This is a genomic window from Staphylococcus saccharolyticus (genome assembly GCF_900458815.1).
Lineage (GTDB): Bacteria > Bacillota > Bacilli > Staphylococcales > Staphylococcaceae > Staphylococcus > Staphylococcus saccharolyticus.
In genome coordinates this window covers 1,429,997-1,450,270 of the sequence record NZ_UHDZ01000001.1, presented here as the reverse complement: position 1 = coordinate 1,450,270, position 20,274 = coordinate 1,429,997, and the positions used below count along the sequence as shown (strand labels likewise).

The 20,274-nt window shown below is 31.3% G+C and carries 17 protein-coding genes and 4 pseudogenes; 16 read left to right on the top strand and 5 right to left on the bottom strand.

All coding sequences use genetic code 11. The annotated features are described in order from the left end of the window. Positions 1–22 precede the first annotated feature (22 nt). Entirely contained in the window at positions 23–895 is an 873-nt protein-coding gene (locus DYE57_RS07145) for a hypothetical protein (protein ID WP_115313436.1), read from the bottom strand. Between the two features lie 333 nt (positions 896–1,228). Between DYE57_RS07145 and DYE57_RS07140 the strand changes: the two genes are divergently transcribed. Further along, positions 1,229–1,822 (top strand): hypothetical protein, encoded by a 594-nt coding sequence (locus DYE57_RS07140; RefSeq protein ID WP_115313435.1) that lies wholly within the window; start codon positions 1,229–1,231, stop codon positions 1,820–1,822. A 77-nt stretch (positions 1,823–1,899) separates the two neighbouring features. On the opposite strand, the gene DYE57_RS07135 is transcribed toward DYE57_RS07140, so the two are convergent. Further along, a complete protein-coding gene (locus tag DYE57_RS07135) occupies positions 1,900–3,276 on the bottom strand; it encodes an aspartate kinase (RefSeq protein ID WP_115313434.1) in 1,377 nt (458 codons plus the stop codon). Positions 3,277–3,461: 185 nt separating this feature from the next. On the opposite strand from DYE57_RS07135, the gene DYE57_RS07130 reads away from it, so the two are divergent. From DYE57_RS07130 to DYE57_RS07115, 4 genes and pseudogenes are all read left to right on the top strand, one after another. Next, positions 3,462–4,742: a homoserine dehydrogenase gene (locus DYE57_RS07130; protein ID WP_115313433.1), complete on the top strand. Its 1,281-nt coding sequence runs from the start codon at positions 3,462–3,464 to the stop codon at positions 4,740–4,742. A 5-nt stretch (positions 4,743–4,747) separates the two neighbouring features. Then, entirely contained in the window at positions 4,748–5,806 is a 1,059-nt protein-coding gene (thrC, locus tag DYE57_RS07125) for a threonine synthase (protein ID WP_115313432.1), read from the top strand. Between the two features lies 1 nt (position 5,807). Continuing rightward, positions 5,808–6,728, top strand: coding sequence for a homoserine kinase (thrB, locus tag DYE57_RS07120; protein ID WP_115313431.1), 921 nt, complete (start codon positions 5,808–5,810; stop codon positions 6,726–6,728). A gap of 62 nt (positions 6,729–6,790) precedes the next feature. Then, positions 6,791–7,593 (top strand): annotated as a pseudogene (locus DYE57_RS07115) (Cof-type HAD-IIB family hydrolase). Between the two features lie 54 nt (positions 7,594–7,647). On the opposite strand, the gene DYE57_RS07110 reads toward DYE57_RS07115, so the two are convergent. Together DYE57_RS07110 and DYE57_RS07105 are read right to left on the bottom strand one after the other, a co-directional pair. Beyond that, positions 7,648–7,962 carry a hypothetical protein gene (locus tag DYE57_RS07110; protein WP_115313429.1) on the bottom strand — a complete coding sequence of 105 codons (315 nt, stop codon included), beginning with the start codon at positions 7,960–7,962 and terminating at the stop codon, positions 7,648–7,650. Between the two features lie 163 nt (positions 7,963–8,125). Then, positions 8,126–9,574 (bottom strand): amino acid permease, encoded by a 1,449-nt coding sequence (locus tag DYE57_RS07105; RefSeq protein WP_115313428.1) that lies wholly within the window; start codon positions 9,572–9,574, stop codon positions 8,126–8,128. 218 nt (positions 9,575–9,792) lie between these two features. Here DYE57_RS07105 and DYE57_RS07100 point away from each other — a divergent pair, with 218 nt between their 5' ends. From DYE57_RS07100 to DYE57_RS07080, 5 genes and pseudogenes are all read left to right on the top strand, one after another. Further along, positions 9,793–11,307 (top strand): catalase, encoded by a 1,515-nt coding sequence (locus tag DYE57_RS07100; protein ID WP_115313427.1) that lies wholly within the window; start codon positions 9,793–9,795, stop codon positions 11,305–11,307. Between the two features lie 93 nt (positions 11,308–11,400). Beyond that, complete coding sequence (rpmG, locus tag DYE57_RS07095) at positions 11,401–11,550, top strand: 50S ribosomal protein L33 (protein WP_001831295.1); 150 nt, start codon at positions 11,401–11,403, stop codon at positions 11,548–11,550. 188 nt (positions 11,551–11,738) lie between these two features. Continuing rightward, positions 11,739–12,008: a 30S ribosomal protein S14 gene (rpsN, locus tag DYE57_RS07090; protein WP_115313426.1), complete on the top strand. Its 270-nt coding sequence runs from the start codon at positions 11,739–11,741 to the stop codon at positions 12,006–12,008. Positions 12,009–12,167: 159 nt separating this feature from the next. Continuing rightward, positions 12,168–13,145 carry a GMP reductase gene (guaC, locus tag DYE57_RS07085; RefSeq protein WP_115313425.1) on the top strand — a complete coding sequence of 326 codons (978 nt, stop codon included), beginning with the start codon at positions 12,168–12,170 and terminating at the stop codon, positions 13,143–13,145. Positions 13,146–13,158: 13 nt separating this feature from the next. Next, positions 13,159–14,181 (top strand): annotated as a pseudogene (locus DYE57_RS07080) (CAP domain-containing protein). 214 nt (positions 14,182–14,395) lie between these two features. Here the strand turns inward: DYE57_RS07080 and lexA are convergent. Then, positions 14,396–15,016: a transcriptional repressor LexA gene (lexA, locus tag DYE57_RS07075; protein ID WP_115313424.1), complete on the bottom strand. Its 621-nt coding sequence runs from the start codon at positions 15,014–15,016 to the stop codon at positions 14,396–14,398. A gap of 143 nt (positions 15,017–15,159) precedes the next feature. Between lexA and sosA the strand changes: the two are divergent. From sosA to sbcD, 6 genes and pseudogenes are all read left to right on the top strand, one after another. Continuing rightward, positions 15,160–15,392, top strand: a pseudogene (gene sosA / locus DYE57_RS07070) (DNA damage-induced cell division inhibitor SosA). Positions 15,393–15,540: 148 nt separating this feature from the next. Then, a complete protein-coding gene (locus DYE57_RS07065) occupies positions 15,541–15,786 on the top strand; it encodes a DUF896 domain-containing protein (RefSeq protein WP_115313423.1) in 246 nt (81 codons plus the stop codon). A 123-nt stretch (positions 15,787–15,909) separates the two neighbouring features. Further along, complete coding sequence (tkt, locus tag DYE57_RS07060; RefSeq protein WP_115313422.1) at positions 15,910–17,901, top strand: transketolase; 1,992 nt, start codon at positions 15,910–15,912, stop codon at positions 17,899–17,901. A gap of 209 nt (positions 17,902–18,110) precedes the next feature. Next, positions 18,111–18,338 (top strand): YneF family protein, encoded by a 228-nt coding sequence (locus tag DYE57_RS07055; RefSeq protein WP_115313421.1) that lies wholly within the window; start codon positions 18,111–18,113, stop codon positions 18,336–18,338. A gap of 229 nt (positions 18,339–18,567) precedes the next feature. Continuing rightward, positions 18,568–19,035 (top strand): CcdC family protein, encoded by a 468-nt coding sequence (locus DYE57_RS07050; RefSeq protein ID WP_115313420.1) that lies wholly within the window; start codon positions 18,568–18,570, stop codon positions 19,033–19,035. A gap of 112 nt (positions 19,036–19,147) precedes the next feature. Beyond that, positions 19,148–20,271, top strand: a pseudogene (gene sbcD / locus DYE57_RS07045) (exonuclease subunit SbcD). Positions 20,272–20,274: the final 3 nt, after the last annotated feature.

Here is a 20,274-nt window from a genome sequence, read left to right as displayed (position 1 = left end):
CTCCAAGGGTTTTTGCATGTACTTAATTATTCATATGTTGTTTAAAACCCTCTGAAATCTCTGAGAGTTGTTCATCGTTAAGTGGATGCTTAGATAATTGAATCGCATCTTCAATTACCTTTTCTAAAGAGGTAGGGGTTGAAACTGTATCAACATATTTGTCACGCTCTTCGGAACCTTCAATGATATTTACGCTACCATCACTGAAATATATAATCCCAATACTTTGAATTTTAAAGTTATAATCACTTTCAATTTTATCTTTTAAAGCTTTTGCATTATTAGCAGCTTTTTGGTATGGATCGTGATCATAAAATTCATAAATAACACGATTATTTTGTAGTATTTCAATAAAAGTGTATACGCCTGAACGAGTGGTATTAAATTGACTATGATAACGACTGCTTACATAATGGCCCACCACTTTTTCAGAATTAAAGTGGTAATTACCTTCTTCTAAATGCCTATCAGGTACGTCAAAATGATAAAATGTTTTTTGATTCCAATTTTTAACATCCACATTAATGAGTCCTACATCAGTTATGATAATGAAATCAAATGAACGTGCATATTCGAATAAAGGATGTTTAACAGCCAAATTACTCGTAGGAATAATCGAATAGAATTTCAAACGCCCTTGTTCTTTAAAGCCATTTAGAATTTTTTTTAATTCACGTTTAGCATTTTTAAAAGCACAATACCCAATGTCATTATTAGTACTTAGCATTTGATTTTTAAGTGATAAGTTTTCCTCACTTAGAATTGAATTTTTAGCAATTAACTGATTTCTTGCATACTCTTCTGTTTCAACTCTATCTTTCATGTATCTTTGATTTAGAATCATAACTCCAATCAAAATGACGATTAATACAGATAAGATGATCGTTAAAGACATAAATATTCACCCAAATCTTTTAATATTAAATTCTATTTGCAAAATAAATTATAAACTTCTTAAATTTTGAGTTCAATGAATTTGAGAAACCTCGAAATAGTAATACATAAAGGGTGACGAATTATTTACATAACATTTAAAATTTGGTGAACTGTGGAGAAAGTTACACTAATTATAAGAAATAAATTTAGCTAAATTGATGATGATATGAAATTTAATATTGATAAAAATTAAAAATAAAGTTTACTAAATGTTCACATTTATGTGTTTGATAATTATGAGTTGTGTGGGTATAATTTAGGTATGAAAGCGCTTGCTAAAGAGGTGGTTTAAATGAAACTTGAAGAACAAAATCCAGTAAATCAAATAGTTGAAATATTGAGAGAAACGTCTACTCATTTATTTAAATTTCATGGCGAAGTAGCTATGCATCTTTTTTTAAATGATGAATTTAAACTGTCTTCTAAAGTCGATATTTGTGTTGAACGTAAAAAGCTATTAGAAATTATCAAAGTTATTCCGAAAGATTTTGTGATTAAATATTATGATAAACTTAATGATGAAACACAATCTGAAGCAATGTCTTTGTCTCAAATTGCTCACGTGGAAGTGTTAAAAGAAAATACAATTGTTCTTAATGTATTCGTTTACGATGTTACTAATGATGAGTGGGTATTTAGGTTAGACAACAATATTAGACTACCTAAAAATAATATTTACTTTCACTCATTAAGTTGGAATGTAGATTATATTAAACCTGAAATTGTACTAATGTATGATTTAATGGATGATCAAAATTATCATCAGTTCTCAAATTACAAAGTTGTTATAGACGCATTAAGTTACTATCAATTTTACATATTAAAATTAGTAGTAGGCGAGAGACGAATTCAAGAAGCTATTATTCATAATAAGAAAATATCGTAAAAAAGATTTCTACAACATATATTCTAAGGAGAATTTGAGATTACTTGAGTATATATGTAATGTAGAAATCATTATTTTTATTGACATAAATTTTTTAGACAAACTCCATGGTAACAAAATTCATAAGTAGAAAGAACAGCTTTCTCAGCATCTTCTTCTCGTATACCAAACATCATTGAAATCTCTGATGCACCTTGATTTATCATAATTAAATTGATATTTGATTCGGATAGTGCGTGAGTGATTTTACTTGCAGTTCCTACAACTTGGTTCATTCCTTCACCTACTATCATTAAGATAGCTAAATCATTATCAATACTTAATTCATCAACCTTACAACGTTTGCGTATTTCATTTAAAACTTGACTTTCTTTTCCATTAATTTGATTTGTTCTCATAATAATACTGATATTGTCAATTCCAGAAGGAATATGATCAAAAGATATATTAAATTCCTCTAACACTCCAAGAATTTTAGTTGTGAACCCAACAATTCTATTCATTAAATATTTTTTTATATTAATAACTGTGAAGCCTTTATCACAACTAATACCACTTATCACTTTATTTGAGTCAATTTCACGATCGTGTAGAATATATGTTCCTTTATCATTGGGTCTATTAGTATTCTTAATGACAACAGGAATACGATCTTTATAAAGAGGTTGTAATGCTTCATCATGGAATACACTAAAACCTGCATAGGATAATTCACGCATTTCTCTATAAGTGATTTCTTCAATAAGTTCAGGGTGATTGATGATATTTGGGTTTGCTTTATATATACCTGAAACATCAGTAAAGTTCTCATAGAGTGAAGCTCTAACGCTTCTAGCTATAATAGCACCAGTGATATCTGAACCACCACGTGGGAATGTGACGATATAATTCTGTTGTGAAACGCCAAAGAATCCTGGAATGATTAATTTCTCTTTATAATTACGTAATTTATAAATATCTGTATAAGAGGAATCGAGTATTTGAGCTTGTTGAGGTAAATCAGTAACAATTAAGCATGCTTCTTTTGGTGATACATAACGTGTAGGGGTGCCTTGACTATTATTAAAAATCGCTATGAGTTGTGCGTTAAAGTTTTCACCACAAGATAATAAAGCATCATAAAGACGAGGAGGCTTGTCTGAAAGTTGTTCAATGTAAAGTTCTAACGTTTCATCAATCGTAGTCAATATGGCATCATCCATGTTTAGTCCATTAACAATATCTGCATAACGCTGAATAATTTCCTTTTTTTTACTTTGATAATCGAGGTTATTTTGAATCTTCTCATACAAACGTATAAGTAAGTCAGTTGTTTTAATATCATCTTTATGTCTTTTGCCCGGCGCTGAGACGATAATAATTTTACGCTCTGGGTCTTCATTTACGATATCTAAAACTTTTTTGATTTGTTTGGCGTCGGAAACTGAACTTCCTCCAAATTTAGAAACTTTCATAATTTTCAACCTTTCTAAAAAATCAGAAATTTTTATTTAGTTTTCTGATTGACCATGGTAATATAGATTTATATTTTCAATATTAAGAATTTTACAAAAATTTAGAATGATTTTATACTAAACCATTATTAAGTATTTTTCAACAGTACAATTGTTTTTCTCAAAAGCATAAACGGAGGTAATATATGAAAGAATTAAATATTGCATTACTTGGTCTGGGAACAGTGGGATCAGGTGTTGTAAAGATTATTGAGGAGAATAGACAACAGATAAAAGACACCATCAATAAAGATATAGTCATCAAACATATATTAGTAAGAGACATTTCTAAAAAGCGTCCGTTAAATATTAATCAATATCATCTTACTGAAGATATTAATGAGATATTAGAGGATGAATCAATTGATATTGTCGTAGAAGTAATGGGAGGGATAGAACCCACAGTTTATTGGTTGAGGACAGCACTGAAGAATAAAAAACATGTTATAACTGCAAATAAAGATTTATTAGCTGTGCATTTAGAACTCTTAGAAAACTTAGCTGAACTAAATGGGGTTGCTTTAAAATTTGAAGCGAGTGTTGCAGGCGGTATTCCAATTGTAAATGCTATCAATAATGGTTTAAATGCCAATAATATTTCTAAATTTATGGGTATTTTGAATGGAACATCTAATTATATTCTTTCTAAAATGACTCATGAACAAACATCATTTGAAGATGCGTTAGATGAAGCTCAAAGATTAGGTTATGCCGAGGCAGATCCAACAGATGACGTTGAAGGTGTAGATGCAGCGAGAAAAGTTGTAATCACATCTTATTTATCTTTTAATCAAGTTATCAAACTTAATGATGTAAAAAGAGTAGGCATAAGTAATACAACTTTATCCGATATTAACGTTGCTAAAAAATTAAACTATAAAATTAAGCTCATTGGTAAAAGTACATATGAAAACGGGCAAGTAACAGCGTCTGTTGAGCCTATGCTCATCCATGAAACACATCAGCTTGCAGCTGTAGAAAATGAATATAATGCGATTTACGTTATTGGTGACGCTGTAGGAGATACTATGTTTTATGGTAAAGGTGCAGGAAGCTTGGCAACAGGTAGTGCAGTAGTTAGTGATTTATTAAATGTAGCGTTATTTTTCGAATCAAATCTTCACACATTACCACCACATTTTGAATTAAAAACAGAAAAAACAAGAGAAATGATTAATGGCGAAGAGTTAGTAGCTATTCATGAAAAATCTAAATATTATGTAGTGATTAACAATTATAAATTGTCGCTTGTCAAACTTGAAAATGAGATAAAGAAACATTTACCGTTACATAAGTCTTTGCAATTAGTTGAACGCGATTGTGAAACTAGTGCGGTTATTGTGATTGGAATTGATCAATCTCCTGAAAAGGTATTAAATAAAGCAGGATTTAATGTTGAAAAGGTATATCCTGTAGAAGGGGTTTAATAAATATGAAAAGATGGCAAGGATTAGTTGAAGAGTTTAAAGAATATTTACCAGTAAATGAAACAACACCTAAATTAACTCTTAATGAGGGTAGTACACCTCTTATTTACTGTAATAATATGTCTGAATTATTAAATATAAATCTATATATAAAGTATGAAGGTGCTAATCCAACAGGTTCGTTCAAAGATCGTGGTATGGTAGTGGCTATGACTAAAGCTAAAGAACAAGGTAAAAAAATTGTTATCTGTGCATCTACCGGTAATACATCTGCAGCAGCATATGCGGCTCGTGCTGGTTTGAAAGCGATTGTTGTAATTCCAGAGGGTAAAATAGCCTTGGGTAAATTATCTCAAGCAGTGATGTATGGTGCGGAGATTGTTTCTATTGAAGGTAACTTTGATGAAGCTTTAGAAATTGTTAAAGAAATAACTGAAGAGAATAATGAAATTGAGTTAGTAAACTCAGTTAATCCATATAGAATAGAGGGTCAGAAAACTGGAGCTTTCGAATTAATAGAACAACTTGATGGCAATGCGCCTGATATTTTAGCCATTCCAGTAGGTAACGCAGGAAATATAACTGCTTATTGGAAAGGATTTGTTGAGTATCATAATAAAAAGAATACTCAATTACCACAACTATTCGGCTTCCAAGCAGAAGGTGCTTCTCCAATAGTTCAAAATAAAGTCATTAAAAATCCTGAAACTGTGGCAACTGCCATCCGAATTGGCAATCCTGCAAGCTGGCAAAAAGCTGTAAATGCACTAAACGAGTCAAATGGTTTAATTGATAGTGTCACAGATGAAGAAATTTTAGAAGCTTATCAAATGATGGCTACAAATGAAGGTATATTTAGTGAGCCTGCGAGTAACGCATCGATTGCAGGTTTAATTAAATTACATCGAGCTGGTAAACTGCCTAAGGGTAAAAAAGCAGTAGCTGTTTTAACAGGTAATGGATTAAAAGCCCCCGATACTGCTATTTCATTATTAGACAATCAAATTCAACTTTTACAAAATAATAAGGAAAGTATTATTAACTACATAAAAGGGGCAATTTAAAATGGAAGAAGTTTTAAAACTCAAAATTCCTGCATCAACTGCAAATCTCGGAGTCGGTTTTGATTCAATAGGTATGGCTTTAAGTAAATATTTGCATATGTCTATAAAAAAGATAAAAGGCACAGTTTGGGAATTTCATTACTATAGTCCTGAGTTAGAAACTTTACCTAAAGATGAAAGCAATTATATCTATAAAATTGCTCAAGATGTTGCTCGTAAGTACAATGTTTTTCTACCATGCTTACAAGTTGAAATGAGAAGTGATATACCACTAGCAAGAGGATTAGGATCATCCGCTTCTGCTTTAGTAGGAGCGCTATATATTGCAAACTATTTTGGTAACATTCAATTATCAAAACATGAGTTATTACAATTAGCAACTGAATTTGAAGGGCACCCAGATAACGTTGCACCTACAATATACGGTGTACTCATATCTGGTTACTATAATCCTGAGAGTAGGGTTACGAATGTGGCTAGAATAGATGTTCCTCATCTAGATGTAATTGTTACTATACCTCCCTATGAACTACGTACAGAAGATTCACGTAATGTGTTGCCAGAAAATTTTTCACATAAGCACGCAGTACAAAATAGTCCGATAAGTAATACAATGATTTGTGCATTAATCCAGCACAAATATAGACTTGCAGGTCAGATGATGGAACAAGATGGTTTTCATGAACCATTCAGAAAATATTTAATATCCGAATTTAAAGAAGTACGTCAATTGTCAAGACAACATCAAGCTTATGCTACGGTAATAAGTGGTGCGGGACCTACAATTTTAACATTGAGTCCTAAAGAGAACAGTGGTAAATTGGTCAGAACTTTAAGAGATAAATTAAAGAACTGTATCTCTGAAATTGTAACTATTAATGAGACAGGTATTGAAGAGGAAGTAGTGTACCTAAAGTCATAAACTATTGTAAACTATAGTTGAGAATGAACTTTTAATAGCTCGTGAAAGGAGTTCTTTACTGTATGAATAAATATAAAATGGTAGTTTTAGACATGGATGATCATTAATGAATAGTGACAATGAATTATCATCCGAAACAAAACCTTATCTCATAGATATTCAAAATAAAGGATATTATGTCGTACTAGCTTCTGGATGTCCTACTGAAGGAATGATTCCAGTAGCAAAAGAATTAAACTTAAATAATTATGGTAGCTATATCATTAGTTATAATGGTGGCAAAACTACGAATATGTTACAAGAGAAGGTAGAAGTAAGTCAAACTGTATCTAAGCAAAACTTTGATTTAATTGTGGATTATTGTAGAGATAGAGGGTTTTTAGTACTTACTTATGATGACGGTCATATTATTCATGATAGTGACCATGAATATATGAATATAGAGTCAGAGCTGACAGGTTTGCCGATGAAATGTGTAGAAGATTTGAAACAGTACATCGTCCAAGATGTGTCGAAAGTTATGGGTGTAGATTATGTAGGTAATATAACAGAAGCACGTATAGATTTGGATGGAATTTTCAATGAAGAAATAGATGTAACTATAAGCAAACCATTTTTCTTAGAATTTATGGCAAAAGATGTATCTAAGGGGAATGCAATAAAAGCGCTTTGTAAGAGATTACAAATTTCACTTGAAGAGGTTATTGTCTTTGGTGATAGCTTAAACGACAAATCTATGTTTGAAGTAGCTGGTTACTCAATAGCTATGGGAAATGCAAGTGATGAATTAAAGAATCTTGCTGATAAGGTAACATTAGATAATAATTCTGGAGGTATCCTACATGCGCTAAGAAATCTCTTATAAAATTTTAAAGGCTTAGGTTATTTTAATTGATAACCTAAGCTTTTTTTATATAGTTTATTTAGCTGTATGTGTCCAATCATGTTTACCTTTGTAGCGCTTAACGTGAGCATAAACTTGATCTGCAGCATAATCAAGATTTGTATAAACTGTTATACTAAAAGCTGATTGATTCTCTTCAAAAGGTTCTTTTAAAAAAACTTCTTTGAGATGAGTAAATAAATCATTCATTTGATTGTGTTTTAAACTAGGGTATTCTCTTAAAGTACGTTTCAATAATCTTCCATTTTTTTCTTCAAGAGATTGTACAACTATAACAAAGCGTTCATCTTGTTTTATAACATCATCGAATAAGTTAGTTTGTCCAACCATGTTATCCACCTCTAAACCGTTTTATTATTAATTATTATACATCATTATTTAAAAATAGAAAATATTGGAAATGACACATTTGATATTGAAATTTTAAAGAAAGGGGTATTTATAAAAAATAAAAAAGGCGATAATTCTATTTAAGAATTATCGCCTCTAGTTATCAATCGCTATAGTTATGTGGTGTTAAATCCATTTCTTTTAATTTCACAAAATGCGTACGCTTAATTATCTTATGCACGAAGTAAATAATTGCTAGAATGAATAATGGTGCAAAGTTTCTAATAACACCTAAAATATTACCAGTTGTAATACTACTAAATGAACTTCCTAATAATAGGAATAATAAAGTGATAATGACTATTATGGGACCTACCGGATAGAATGGCGCTTTATAAGGTAGTAACTCGTCAGGTAGTTTACCTTGTTTCTTGATGGCTTGTCTTAATCTGATTTGTGACCAGATACTTGAACCCCAAACGACAATCACCATAGAACCAATGATATTAAGTAAATTAAATACAGCATTTGCGTTAAATTTAGCATAAACAATAACTAAAATGATAAGGATGTAAGTAGTGATGAGTGCTCTCATTGGTAACTTCGTTCTTTTATTTAACTTCCCAAAAAATTTAGGTGCTTGACCATCTACGCTTAATGAAAACAACATTCTACTTGTTGTATAAATACCTGAATTAGCAGCTGATAATAATGAAGTCAAAATAACAGCATTAATTACAGATGCTGCAAAAGCAATCCCGATTCTATCAAAAACGATAGTAAATGGACTTTGTGAAACAGATTCATTTTTATTTAGTAATAGTGGATCCATATATGGAATGATTGCAGCAATCACAGCTATTGATAACACATAGAATAATAGTATTCTCCAGAAAACTTGTTTAATTGCTTTAGGCATCGATTTTTTAGGGTTATTTGATTCGCCTGCTGTAACAGCTACAACCTCAGTCCCACCAACTGAGAATCCTGCGACTAATAACACACTTAATAAACCTGAAATACCTCCAACAAAAGGTGCTTGTCCTTTAGTATAATTTTCAAAACCATACGAATGGCCACCAAGAATACCAAAAATCATTAATACACCAAATATAATGAAAACGATAATAGTAATTACTTTAATAAGTGACAACCAAAATTCAGTTTCACCAAAAGCTTTAACAGAAAAGATATTAATTAAGAATAAAAAAGTTAAGAAAATTAAACTCCATACAAGTGGACTTAATACTTTAAAGACAGACCAATATTGTAAAACATTAGAAGCAACGATAATGTCTACACTAGTAACGAGTGACCACATGCCCCAGTACAACCATCCCATTGTAAATCCTAATGAGGGGTCTACAAATCGAGTAGAATAAGAGCTGAATGATCCTGACACTGGATAAAATGTTGCGAGTTCTCCAATGGATGCCATTAAAAAATAAAGCATAATTCCTATCAATATATATGCTGATATTGCACCACCAGGGCCAGCTTGGGAAATGACGCTACCCGTTGCTACAAAGAGACCAGTTCCTATAGCACCACCAATAGCAATCATAGATATATGTCTTGAATTAAGACCACGTTTCATATTGTTATCTTCCATACGATGTCTCCCATCTATGTTAAAATATATCCACCATTTTAATCTTTTTGAATACACTATTCAATAACTTTTTAACACTTTAAAGCAAAATTGTTAAATTTTTCTGATTTTTTAAGGTATTTTTAAGAAAGTGTTTATTTGCTATTCCAAAAGGGTTTAATTAAAATATAAACTACAGTGTAGTTATTATAAAATAACAGTATGAGGGGGAGCTAGTTATGTCAAAAAAAGACGGAAAATTAACTGGTTTATTTGGAGCACCGGTGTCAGATAGAGAAAATAGTATGACAGCTGGACAACGTGGTCCATTATTGATGCAAGATGTTTATTATTTAGAGCAAATCTCACACTTTGATCGCGAAGTGATTCCTGAACGTCGTATGCACGCAAAGGGTTCAGGCGCTTTTGGTACTTTTACAGTAACTAATGATATCACTCAGTATACAAGTGCTAAGATCTTTTCAGAGGTAGGTAAACAAACTGAAATGTTTGCGCGTTTCTCTACAGTTTCAGGTGAGCGCGGTGCTGCTGATTTAGAACGTGATATCCGTGGATTCGCTTTAAAATTCTATACTGAAGATGGTAACTGGGATTTAGTAGGTAATAATACTCCCGTATTCTTCTTTAGAGATCCAAAGTTATTTATTAGCTTAAATCGTGCAGTTAAAAGAGATCCACGTACAAATATGAGAAGTCCACAAAACAACTGGGATTTTTGGACAGGCCTTCCTGAAGCACTACATCAAGTTACAATTTTAATGTCTGATAGAGGAATGCCTAAAGGTTTCCGTAATATGCATGGATTTGGATCACATACTTATTCAATGTATAACGACAAAGGTGAAAGAGTTTGGGTAAAATATCATTTCAGAACTCAACAAGGTATAGAAAATTACACTGATGATGAAGCGGCTGAAATTGTTGGTATGGATAGAGATTCTTCACAAAGAGATTTATACAATGCCATTGAAAAAGGAGATTATCCTAAATGGAAAATGTATATTCAAGTTATGACTAAAGAACAAGCTAAAAATCATCCAGATAATCCATTTGATTTAACAAAAGTTTGGTATAAAAAAGATTATCCTCTTATTGAAGTAGGAGAGTTTGAATTAAATAGAAATCCTCAAAACTATTTCTTAGATGTTGAACAAGCTGCATTTGCACCTACTAACATTGTACCTGGACTTGATTTTTCTCCAGATAAAGTGTTACAAGGTCGTTTATTCTCTTATGGAGATGCACAACGTTATCGTTTAGGAGTGAATCATTGGCAAATTCCTGTTAACCAACCTAAAGGTGTAGGCGTTGAGAATTTGTGTCCATTTAGTCGTGATGGTCAAATGCGTTTCTTAGATAATAATCAAGGTGGCGGACCTCATTACTATCCAAATAATCAAGGTGTTTATGATTCACAACCAAAATATAAAAAACCACCATTCCAAACTGATGGAGAGGGATATGAATATAACTACCGCCAATATGATGACAATTATTTTGAACAACCAGGAAAATTATTTAGATTGCAATCTGATGATGCTAAAGAACGTATCTTTACTAATACAGCAAATGCAATGGACGGAGTAACTGAAGATATTAAAGTAAGACACATTCGTCATTGCTATAAAGCTGATCCTGAATATGGAAAAGGTGTGGCTAAAGCTTTAAATATTGATATTAATAATATTGATTTAGAATCTGAAGAAGATGAAACATACGAAAACTTTAAATAAATGAACTAATATTTGTCGATTGCACACCATTTAGTTTTATGATAAAATTTTAAATCGTAAGAATTCCTAAAAACATTAGAAAGGGTGTTAATCGTGCGCGTAAATATTACTTTAGCTTGCACAGAATGTGGCGACCGTAACTATATTACTACTAAAAACAAACGTAACAATCCGGAACGCATTGAAATGAAAAAATACTGCCCGAGATTAAATAAATATACGTTACATCGTGAAACTAAATAATTTCTTATCTTTACAAATACGACAATTTGAAATATGCCAGCCTCTTTGATAATGGAAGAGGCTGTTTTTTATAGAATAAACACTAGCCATTCAACGTAGTTGTATAAGAATTTTTACTTGTATAATTTTACAGATATGTTATTCTATAAAACGTAATAATTACGATTTATAGAAAGAGGTTATATTTTATGGCTAAAAAATCCAAAGTAGTTAAAGAACAAAAAAGACAAGAATTAGTTAATAAATATTACGAATTACGTAAAGAATTAAAATCCAAAGGAGATTATGAAGCTTTACGCAAATTACCGAGAGATTCATCTCCAACAAGATTGACTAGAAGATGTAAAGTTACTGGAAGACCTAGAGGTGTTTTACGTAAGTTTGAAATGTCCAGAATTGCTTTTAGAGAACATGCTCATAAAGGACAAATTCCTGGCGTTAAAAAATCTAGTTGGTAAAATTAAATTAGTTTTTATGTCCATTTACAATAGTAGGAAAACGATGTACAGTTAATAAGGATGAGATTATCTGAATAATATGTGTAAAATCAAAGTAATTATTCGGATTTTAAGAATTATCCTAATTATTGAGACTATTGTAAGGGGTTAAGAATTAAAATGAAGATTTTCGATTATGAAGATATACAATTAATTCCAAATAAATGTATTGTTAATAGTAGATCAGAGTGTGATACTTCAATTAAATTTGGACCACGTACATTTAATTTGCCTGTAGTACCGGCTAATATGCAAACGGTTATGAATGAGAAGCTCGCTAAGTGGTTTGCAGAAAATGACTATTTTTATATCATGCATCGTTTTGATGAAGAAGCAAGAATTCCATTCGTTAGGAAGATGCAAGATGCGGGGTTATTTGCGTCAATTTCAGTGGGCGTTAAAGCAAATGAGTTTCAATTTGTTGAGAAACTCGCTTGTCAATCAATAATACCAGAATATATTACTATTGATATTGCTCACGGACATTCGGATTCTGTTATCAATATGATAAAACATATAAAGAAACATCTACCTGATAGTTTTGTTATTGCAGGTAATGTTGGTACCCCTGAAGGTGTAAGAGAGCTTGAGAATGCGGGTGCAGATGCTACAAAGGTAGGTATTGGACCTGGTAGGGTTTGTATTACTAAAATTAAAACCGGTTTTGGTACAGGAGGATGGCAGTTAGCTGTATTGAATATTTGTAGTAAAGCTGCCAGAAAACCAATCATTGCTGATGGTGGTTTAAGAACACATGGCGACATAGCTAAATCAATAAGATTCGGTGCTTCAATGGTCATGATAGGTTCATTGTTCGCTGCTCATGAAGAATCTCCTGGTGAGACAGTAGAATTAGATGGTAAGAGATATAAAGAATATTTTGGTAGTGCTTCAGAATTCCAAAAAGGTGAACATAAGAATGTTGAAGGTAAAAAAATATTTGTTGAACATAAAGGTTTACTCAATGATACATTGATTGAAATGAGACAGGATTTACAAAGTTCTATTTCTTATGCAGGCGGTAAAGATTTAAAATCTCTAAGAACTGTTGATTATGTTATTGTAAGAAATTCTATTTTTAATGGGGATAGAGACTAACTAAATGTAGTAGGTGAAAGCGATTAAAAGATTTCTGTTGTTTGTTACAGTTTTACTTTGCATAACAATTTTTACATCAATTAGAGAAACTAAACCTTTGATTTATGTTCAACACGAGGTTCGTCAACAAATCGATCATTGGATAGATCAAGATTCAAGTAGTATCGATAGACAGTTAGCCATCCCTAAAAAACAAGAATTTGCAATTAATAATATTCAAATGAATATGTCCAAAAGTGATGTTGAAAACAAACTTGGGCATCAAAAGAGAACGACTACTAGTGCGTATGGAACAACTTGGTATACGTATTACGATAAAGATTACAATAATTTTATTATGGTTAGCTATATCAAAGATCGTGTAAACGCATTATATACAAACCAAAATTTGATATCATCAAAATCTAAGATTAAATACTCAACACCTAAAGATGTCGTTAGAAACAGACTAGGAGAGCCCATTGACTACATCAAAAAAGGTAGATTTCGTTTTCAAGTCAAAAGCGATGAGTATGACATTTTCCATAAAGGATACATTTATACGACTGTTTTTTATGATAAACATAGAAGTAACGGCGTGACTGCATTGCTACAAGTTAGTGAAAATATGGAAAATCGTTTACGGCGTCAATATGGTCCACCATCTAAATCACTTGAAGAAAGCTTTGAATTACAAGATTTTGATTTAGTTAATACAGAAAGAAAGCAACACGGATTAAATACACTAAAGTATTCAGGTCAAGTATCAGATACTGCAAGAAAACATAGTATCAATATGGTAGAAAAAAACTATTTTGACCACAACGACAAAGAGGGACGATCACCATTTGATAGACTAAAAAAGACGGCATAGATTTTAATGCAGCCGCTGAAAATTTAGCTTATGGTCAGCTTAACAGTATACGCACATCAAGGCTTAATGAATTCATTAGAACATAGAAAGAACATTTTAAACCATCAGTTTAAAAATTTAGGTTTAGGTGTAGACTTTAATGATGATAGACAACCATTTTGTACTGAAAATTATACAAGTTAAACGTTTATCTATGATACAGAAGGGTATATTTAACTCGTAAGGATGTAGATAACATGAAAACTAAAAATAAAAAGAATCCAGATGTATTAGATAAGGTAAAAGAAATTTTAAAAAAGAATATTAAAGAGAAGACTCGCTAATTTTAGGTTAGCGAGTCTTCTAATTTATATGAGTAAAGGAGGTCTATGTTTAAAAAGAGAACTGTTGTTACTAGTTACATCTCTCTATATAATCCTATCACTTTACCTACAACAATGACGTTGTCTAAATAAATAGGTTCCATTGAACTATTCTCTGGTTGCAAGCGGTATCGATTCTTTTCTTTGTAAAAACGTTTGACAGTGGCTTCTTCATCTTCAGTCATTGCAACTATAATATCTCCGTTTTCAGCTATATTTTGGCTACGTACAATTACTTTATCTCCATCTAGAATACCTGCTTCTATCATACTTTCGCCAACTACATTTAAAATAAAAATATCACTATTATGAGTTGAAGTTAGATGTTCTGGTAATGGAAAATATTCTTCGATGTTTTCTACTGCAGTAATGGGAATACCTGCTGTAACTTTACCAATAACAGGTACATGGATAGTCTCTTCAACATTAACCTCATCTAATTGATCACTTACAATTTCAATGGCTCTTGGTTTTGTAGGATCTCTTCGGATATAACCTTTTTCTTCTAATCTTGATAGATGACCATGTACAGTTGAACTTGATGCTAATCCAACTGCTTCACCAATTTCCCTTACACTTGGTGGATATCCCTTAGTTTGAACAATATGTTTGATGTAATCATAAATTTCACTTTGACGTTTTGTGAGTTCTCTCATATGTAGGCACTCCTTTTAATTATTTAAATTTATTATAGCATTATTTGAGATCTGAAACAAACATTTGTTCGTTTTATTATTGACAGAGAACGTTTGTTCTGTTAAATTGTTTATACAAACAAATATTCCAGGAGTGAGAATAAATGTTATTCATAAATAAACAAAAATTTTTAACATATATCGCTATTATATTATTATCTTGCGCAGTATTTTTAACTTTCTTTTTAAGTGTAAACCAAAATGTCCAATCAGAACAAACGTACGAAATGACTGATCACGAAATTCATCAGAAAGATACTAATAAATTAGATGATAACTTTAAAGACAAACAAAATACCGAACAGAAAAAACGTCTGTGTTCGCATTGGTAAATTAAGTCTTGTTAATTATTTTATAGATTGATTATAGTAATGAGCGTAACAATTTGGTTATGCTCATTTTTTTGATATATTCTACTCAAGAATTAATAGATGTAAATTTTGGTTAAAATAAAGAATTAATGATAGAAGGAAAAGTGATTTAATATGTCTAGAGAAGATTTAAATATAGAGAGAATTAATGAGTTAGCTAAAAAAAAAAGAGAACAAGGGTTAACGAATGAAGAAGCTAAAGAACAATCTAAATTAAGAAAGCAATATTTAGATTCATTTAGAAAAGGGTTTAAACAACAATTAGAAAGTACTAAAGTCATTGACACAGAAGGAAATGATGTTACACCTGAGAAACTAAAAAGAATTCAAGCTGAGAAGCGTAAAAATAATAATGAATAAATTGACAAGAAATAATCAGAAGGTAGCAATTTGAGTGGATTTATCTGATATTTCTTTATCATTTTAAATTGAAGTAAGTTATAATTAATTTTAGATAATAATTGAAGAAGGGAAGACACAACGATGTTTAACAAAAATGATCAATTGGCTATCGATACAATACGTGCATTAAGTATTGACGCAATCGAAAAAGCAAATTCAGGACACCCGGGATTACCAATGGGAGCTGCTCCTATGGCATATACATTATGGACGCGCCATCTTAATTTTAACCCTCAATCTAAAGATTATTTTAATAGAGATAGATTTATTCTTTCAGCTGGTCATGGTTCAGCACTATTATATAGTTTGTTACACGTATCTGGCAGTTTAGAACTTGAAGAACTTAAACAATTTAGACAATGGGGATCAAAAACGCCAGGTCATCCAGAGTATAGACATACTGATGGTGTAGAGGTTACTACAGGACCTCTTGGACAAGGATTTGCAATGTCAGTGGGAATGGCATTAGCAGAGAATCATTTAGCAGGTAAATTTAATAAAGATCAATTTGATTTGGTTAATCATTACACATATGTTTTGGCATCAGATGGAGACTTGATGGAAGGTATTTCTCATGAAGCAGCTTCATTTGCTGGACATAATCAGTTAGATAAATTAATTGTACTTTATGATTCAAATGATATTTCACTCGATGGTGATTTAGATAAATCGTTCTCTGAAAACACTAAGGAAAGATTTAAAGCATATGGTTGGAATCACATCTTAGTCAAAGATGGTAATAATTTAGAAGAGATTGATAATGCAATTAACACCGCTAAATCTCAACAAGGACCAACAATTATCGAAGTGAAAACAATTATAGGTTTTGGTTCACCTAATAAAGCTGGTTCAAATGGCGTACATGGAGCACCTCTTGGTGAAGATGAAAGAAAGCTTACTTTTAAGGCATATGGTTTAGATCCAGAAAAACGTTTTAATGTACCTGAAGAAGTATATGAAATTTTCCAAACTACGATGTTAAAGCGTGCTAATGAACATGAGGATGCTTGGAAAGCTAAACTTGAGGAGTATAGTGAAGCTTATCCTAAATTAGCAGAGGAATTTAAATTAGCTATTAGTGGTAAACTCCCTAAAAATTATCATAAAGAATTACCAGAGTATGATTTAGGACATAGTGGAGCTTCTAGAGCAGATTCTGGGGAAATCATTCAAAAATTAAGCCAAGCAGTACCTTCATTCTTCGGAGGTTCAGCGGATTTAGCTGGTTCAAATAAATCTAATGTTAAAGAAGCAAAAGATTATAATAAAGAAACACCTGAAGGTAAAAACATATGGTTTGGTGTACGTGAGTTTGCAATGGGAGCTGCAGTGAATGGTATGGCAGCACATGGGGGCCTGCATCCTTATGGTGCTACATTCTTTGTGTTTAGTGATTATTTAAAACCAGCGATACGTCTCTCTTCAATTATGGGACTTAACTCAACATTTATATTTACGCACGATTCAATAGCAGTAGGTGAAGATGGACCTACACATGAACCTATTGAGCAATTAGCAGGTTTACGTGCAATTCCTAATATGAATGTGATACGACCAGCAGACGGTAATGAGACGTGTGTAGCTTGGGAAGTTGCGTTAGAATCTGAACAAACACCAACTTCTTTAGTGTTAACACGTCAAAATTTACCAACATTGAATGTTGATAAAGAGACAGTTGAAACAGGAGTTCGTAAAGGGGCTTATACTGTATTTGAAACGGATCAACAACCAGAATATTTATTATTGGCTTCTGGCTCAGAAGTTAGTTTAGCGATTGAAGCTGCAAAAGATTTACAAAAGCAAGGTAAAGGGGTAAGAGTTGTATCTATGCCAAACTGGTATGCATTTGAACAACAATCAACAGATTATAAGGAATCAGTACTTCCATCAAATATTACTAAACGTGTAGCAATTGAGATGGCTTCACCACTAGGTTGGCATAAATATGTAGGTACAGAAGGTAAAGTAATTGGTATAGATGGTTTTGGTGCAAGTGCTCCTGGAGGCTTAGTAGTTGAAAAATATGGATTTACTAAAGAAAATATCTTAAATCAAGTTCAAACTTTAAAATAATTATCTATATAATTACAAATGAAACTTAAGATTGCTAGCTAAAACACCTTTTAGTTAGTAACCTTTTAAATTTTAAAAAGGCATTTTCTTATAAAACTAAAATTTGTTATTATTACTTGTGGAAAACAAGAGTTGATAAGTTAAGTACCTCTTGAAATAACTAAGTGAATTTAGTAAAATTCAAAAGGATAAAGAAAGTGGGTGAAACAATGGCTATTTGGGTAGCAATAATTTTAATCATTTTAGCACTTATTGCAGGATTAATTGGTGGTTTCTTGTTCGCAAGAAAATATATGAAAGATTATCTAAAAAAAAACCCACCTATCAATGAAGAAATGCTACGTATGATGATGATGCAAATGGGTCAAAAACCATCTCAAAAGAAAATTAATCAAATGATGACAATGATGAATAAGAATATGAACCAAAATATGTAAGGTGAGTAGAGACTTGATTATAGGACGTTACAGTATATCAAATGTACTGTAACGTTTCTATTTTTTATTGGAGTAAATGGTTAAATTCATTTTATAGTTATATGAATTATCGACATAAAAATTATTTTAAGTTTTAAAAATTTTAAAGTAGTCATAAATGTAGAGATAATGATATACTATCATGTGATGAATTAAGAGTACTAAGTTTATGTTATAAGAGGGTGTCAATTTGGCTTATCTAATTTTTTCTATTGCTGTAGCATTTTTGATGGGGGCAATAGTAATAGTTATCAGAATGAAAGCTCAAAAGTTTCCTGTTAATCAGAAGAAAATTATATTACCTCCAATTTTTATGGCAACAGGAGCTTTAATGTATATAGTTCCATATTTTAGGCTTACTGGTATGGAAATGTTGGAATCTTTAATCTTAGGTGTGTTATTTTCAACAGTTTTAATATGGACATCAAGATTTGAAGTTAAGGGAAGCGAGATTTTTATGAGAAGATCAAAAGCATTCCCAGTCATTTTAATCTCTTTATTAATCATAAGAACTGTCATTAAAATTTTCATTAGCAGTGAAATCAATCCGGGTGAAATCGCAGGAATGTTCTTTTTGTTAGCATTTTGTATGATTGTTCCTTGGAGATTAGCTATGCTTTATAAATACAAAAAGTTAAGGAAAACACTTATTAAATAATACACGTAACCACTTATCATTTTTCGTAAGATAAGTGGTTTTTTACTTGAAAATAAAATTAAAAGATTATAGAATAAAAAAACGAACAAATGTTCTTGTCAGGAGGATGGACATGAAAATTATACATACTGCAGATTGGCATTTAGGTAAAATTTTAAATGGTAAACAATTATTAGAGGATCAGGAATATGTTTTAAATCAATTTGTAAAACACATGGAAATCGAACAGCCTGATGTAATAGCTACTGCAGGAGATTTATATGATACATCATATCCAAGTAAAGAAACGATGGGCTTACTTGAAAATATAATTGCCCATCTAAATATTAATCTTCAAATTCCTATAATTATAATAAGTGGAAATCATGATGGTAAAGAAAGACTAAATTACGGGTCTTCTTGGTTCGAATATAATCATCTTTATATTCGAACAAATTTGGAAAATATCAATAAACCTATCGAAATGAATAATGTTCGATTTTTTACACTTCCTTTTGCTACAGTCAGTGAGGTGCAAAATTTTTTAAAGACGAGGAAATTAATACGCATCAACAAGCATTAAGCTGTTGCTTAAATTATATGTCTCCTCAAATTGATAAAGAGAAAGTGAATATTCTTATAAGTCATTTAACTGTTGAGGGTGGTAAAACATCTGATTCAGAACGCCCTTTAACAATTGGGACAGTTGAATCAGTTCAGCGAAAATCGTTCAAACAATTTGATTATGTAATGCTTGGTCACTTACGTCACCCATTTAGTATCAGTGACAATAATATTAAATACAGTGGATCATTATTGCAATATTCGTTCTCAGAGATTAATCAAATGAAAGGATATCGTATTGTTAATATCTATGACAATGAAATTAAGAATGGTGCTTTCATGCCTTTAAAACCTCTTCGTGAATTAGAAGTTATTGAAGGTGATTATGAAGATATAATTCAAGAAAGAATTACGTGTAAAAGTAAAGATAATTACTTCCATTTTAAATTAAATAATGTTACTCATGTAAATGATCCCATGATGAAATTGAAACAAGTATATCCTAATACTTTAGCTTTAACTAATATTCACTTTGATCATAGTGAAGAGTTTAGAAACATAGAAATAAAAAGGCAAGATGATCAAACAATTATTGAGAATTTTTATATAAATATGACAGATGAGCCATTAAGCGAAATTCAATTAAAGAAAGTAACTGAAGTGTTAAATCAAATTATGAGAAAGGAGGTTTAAACA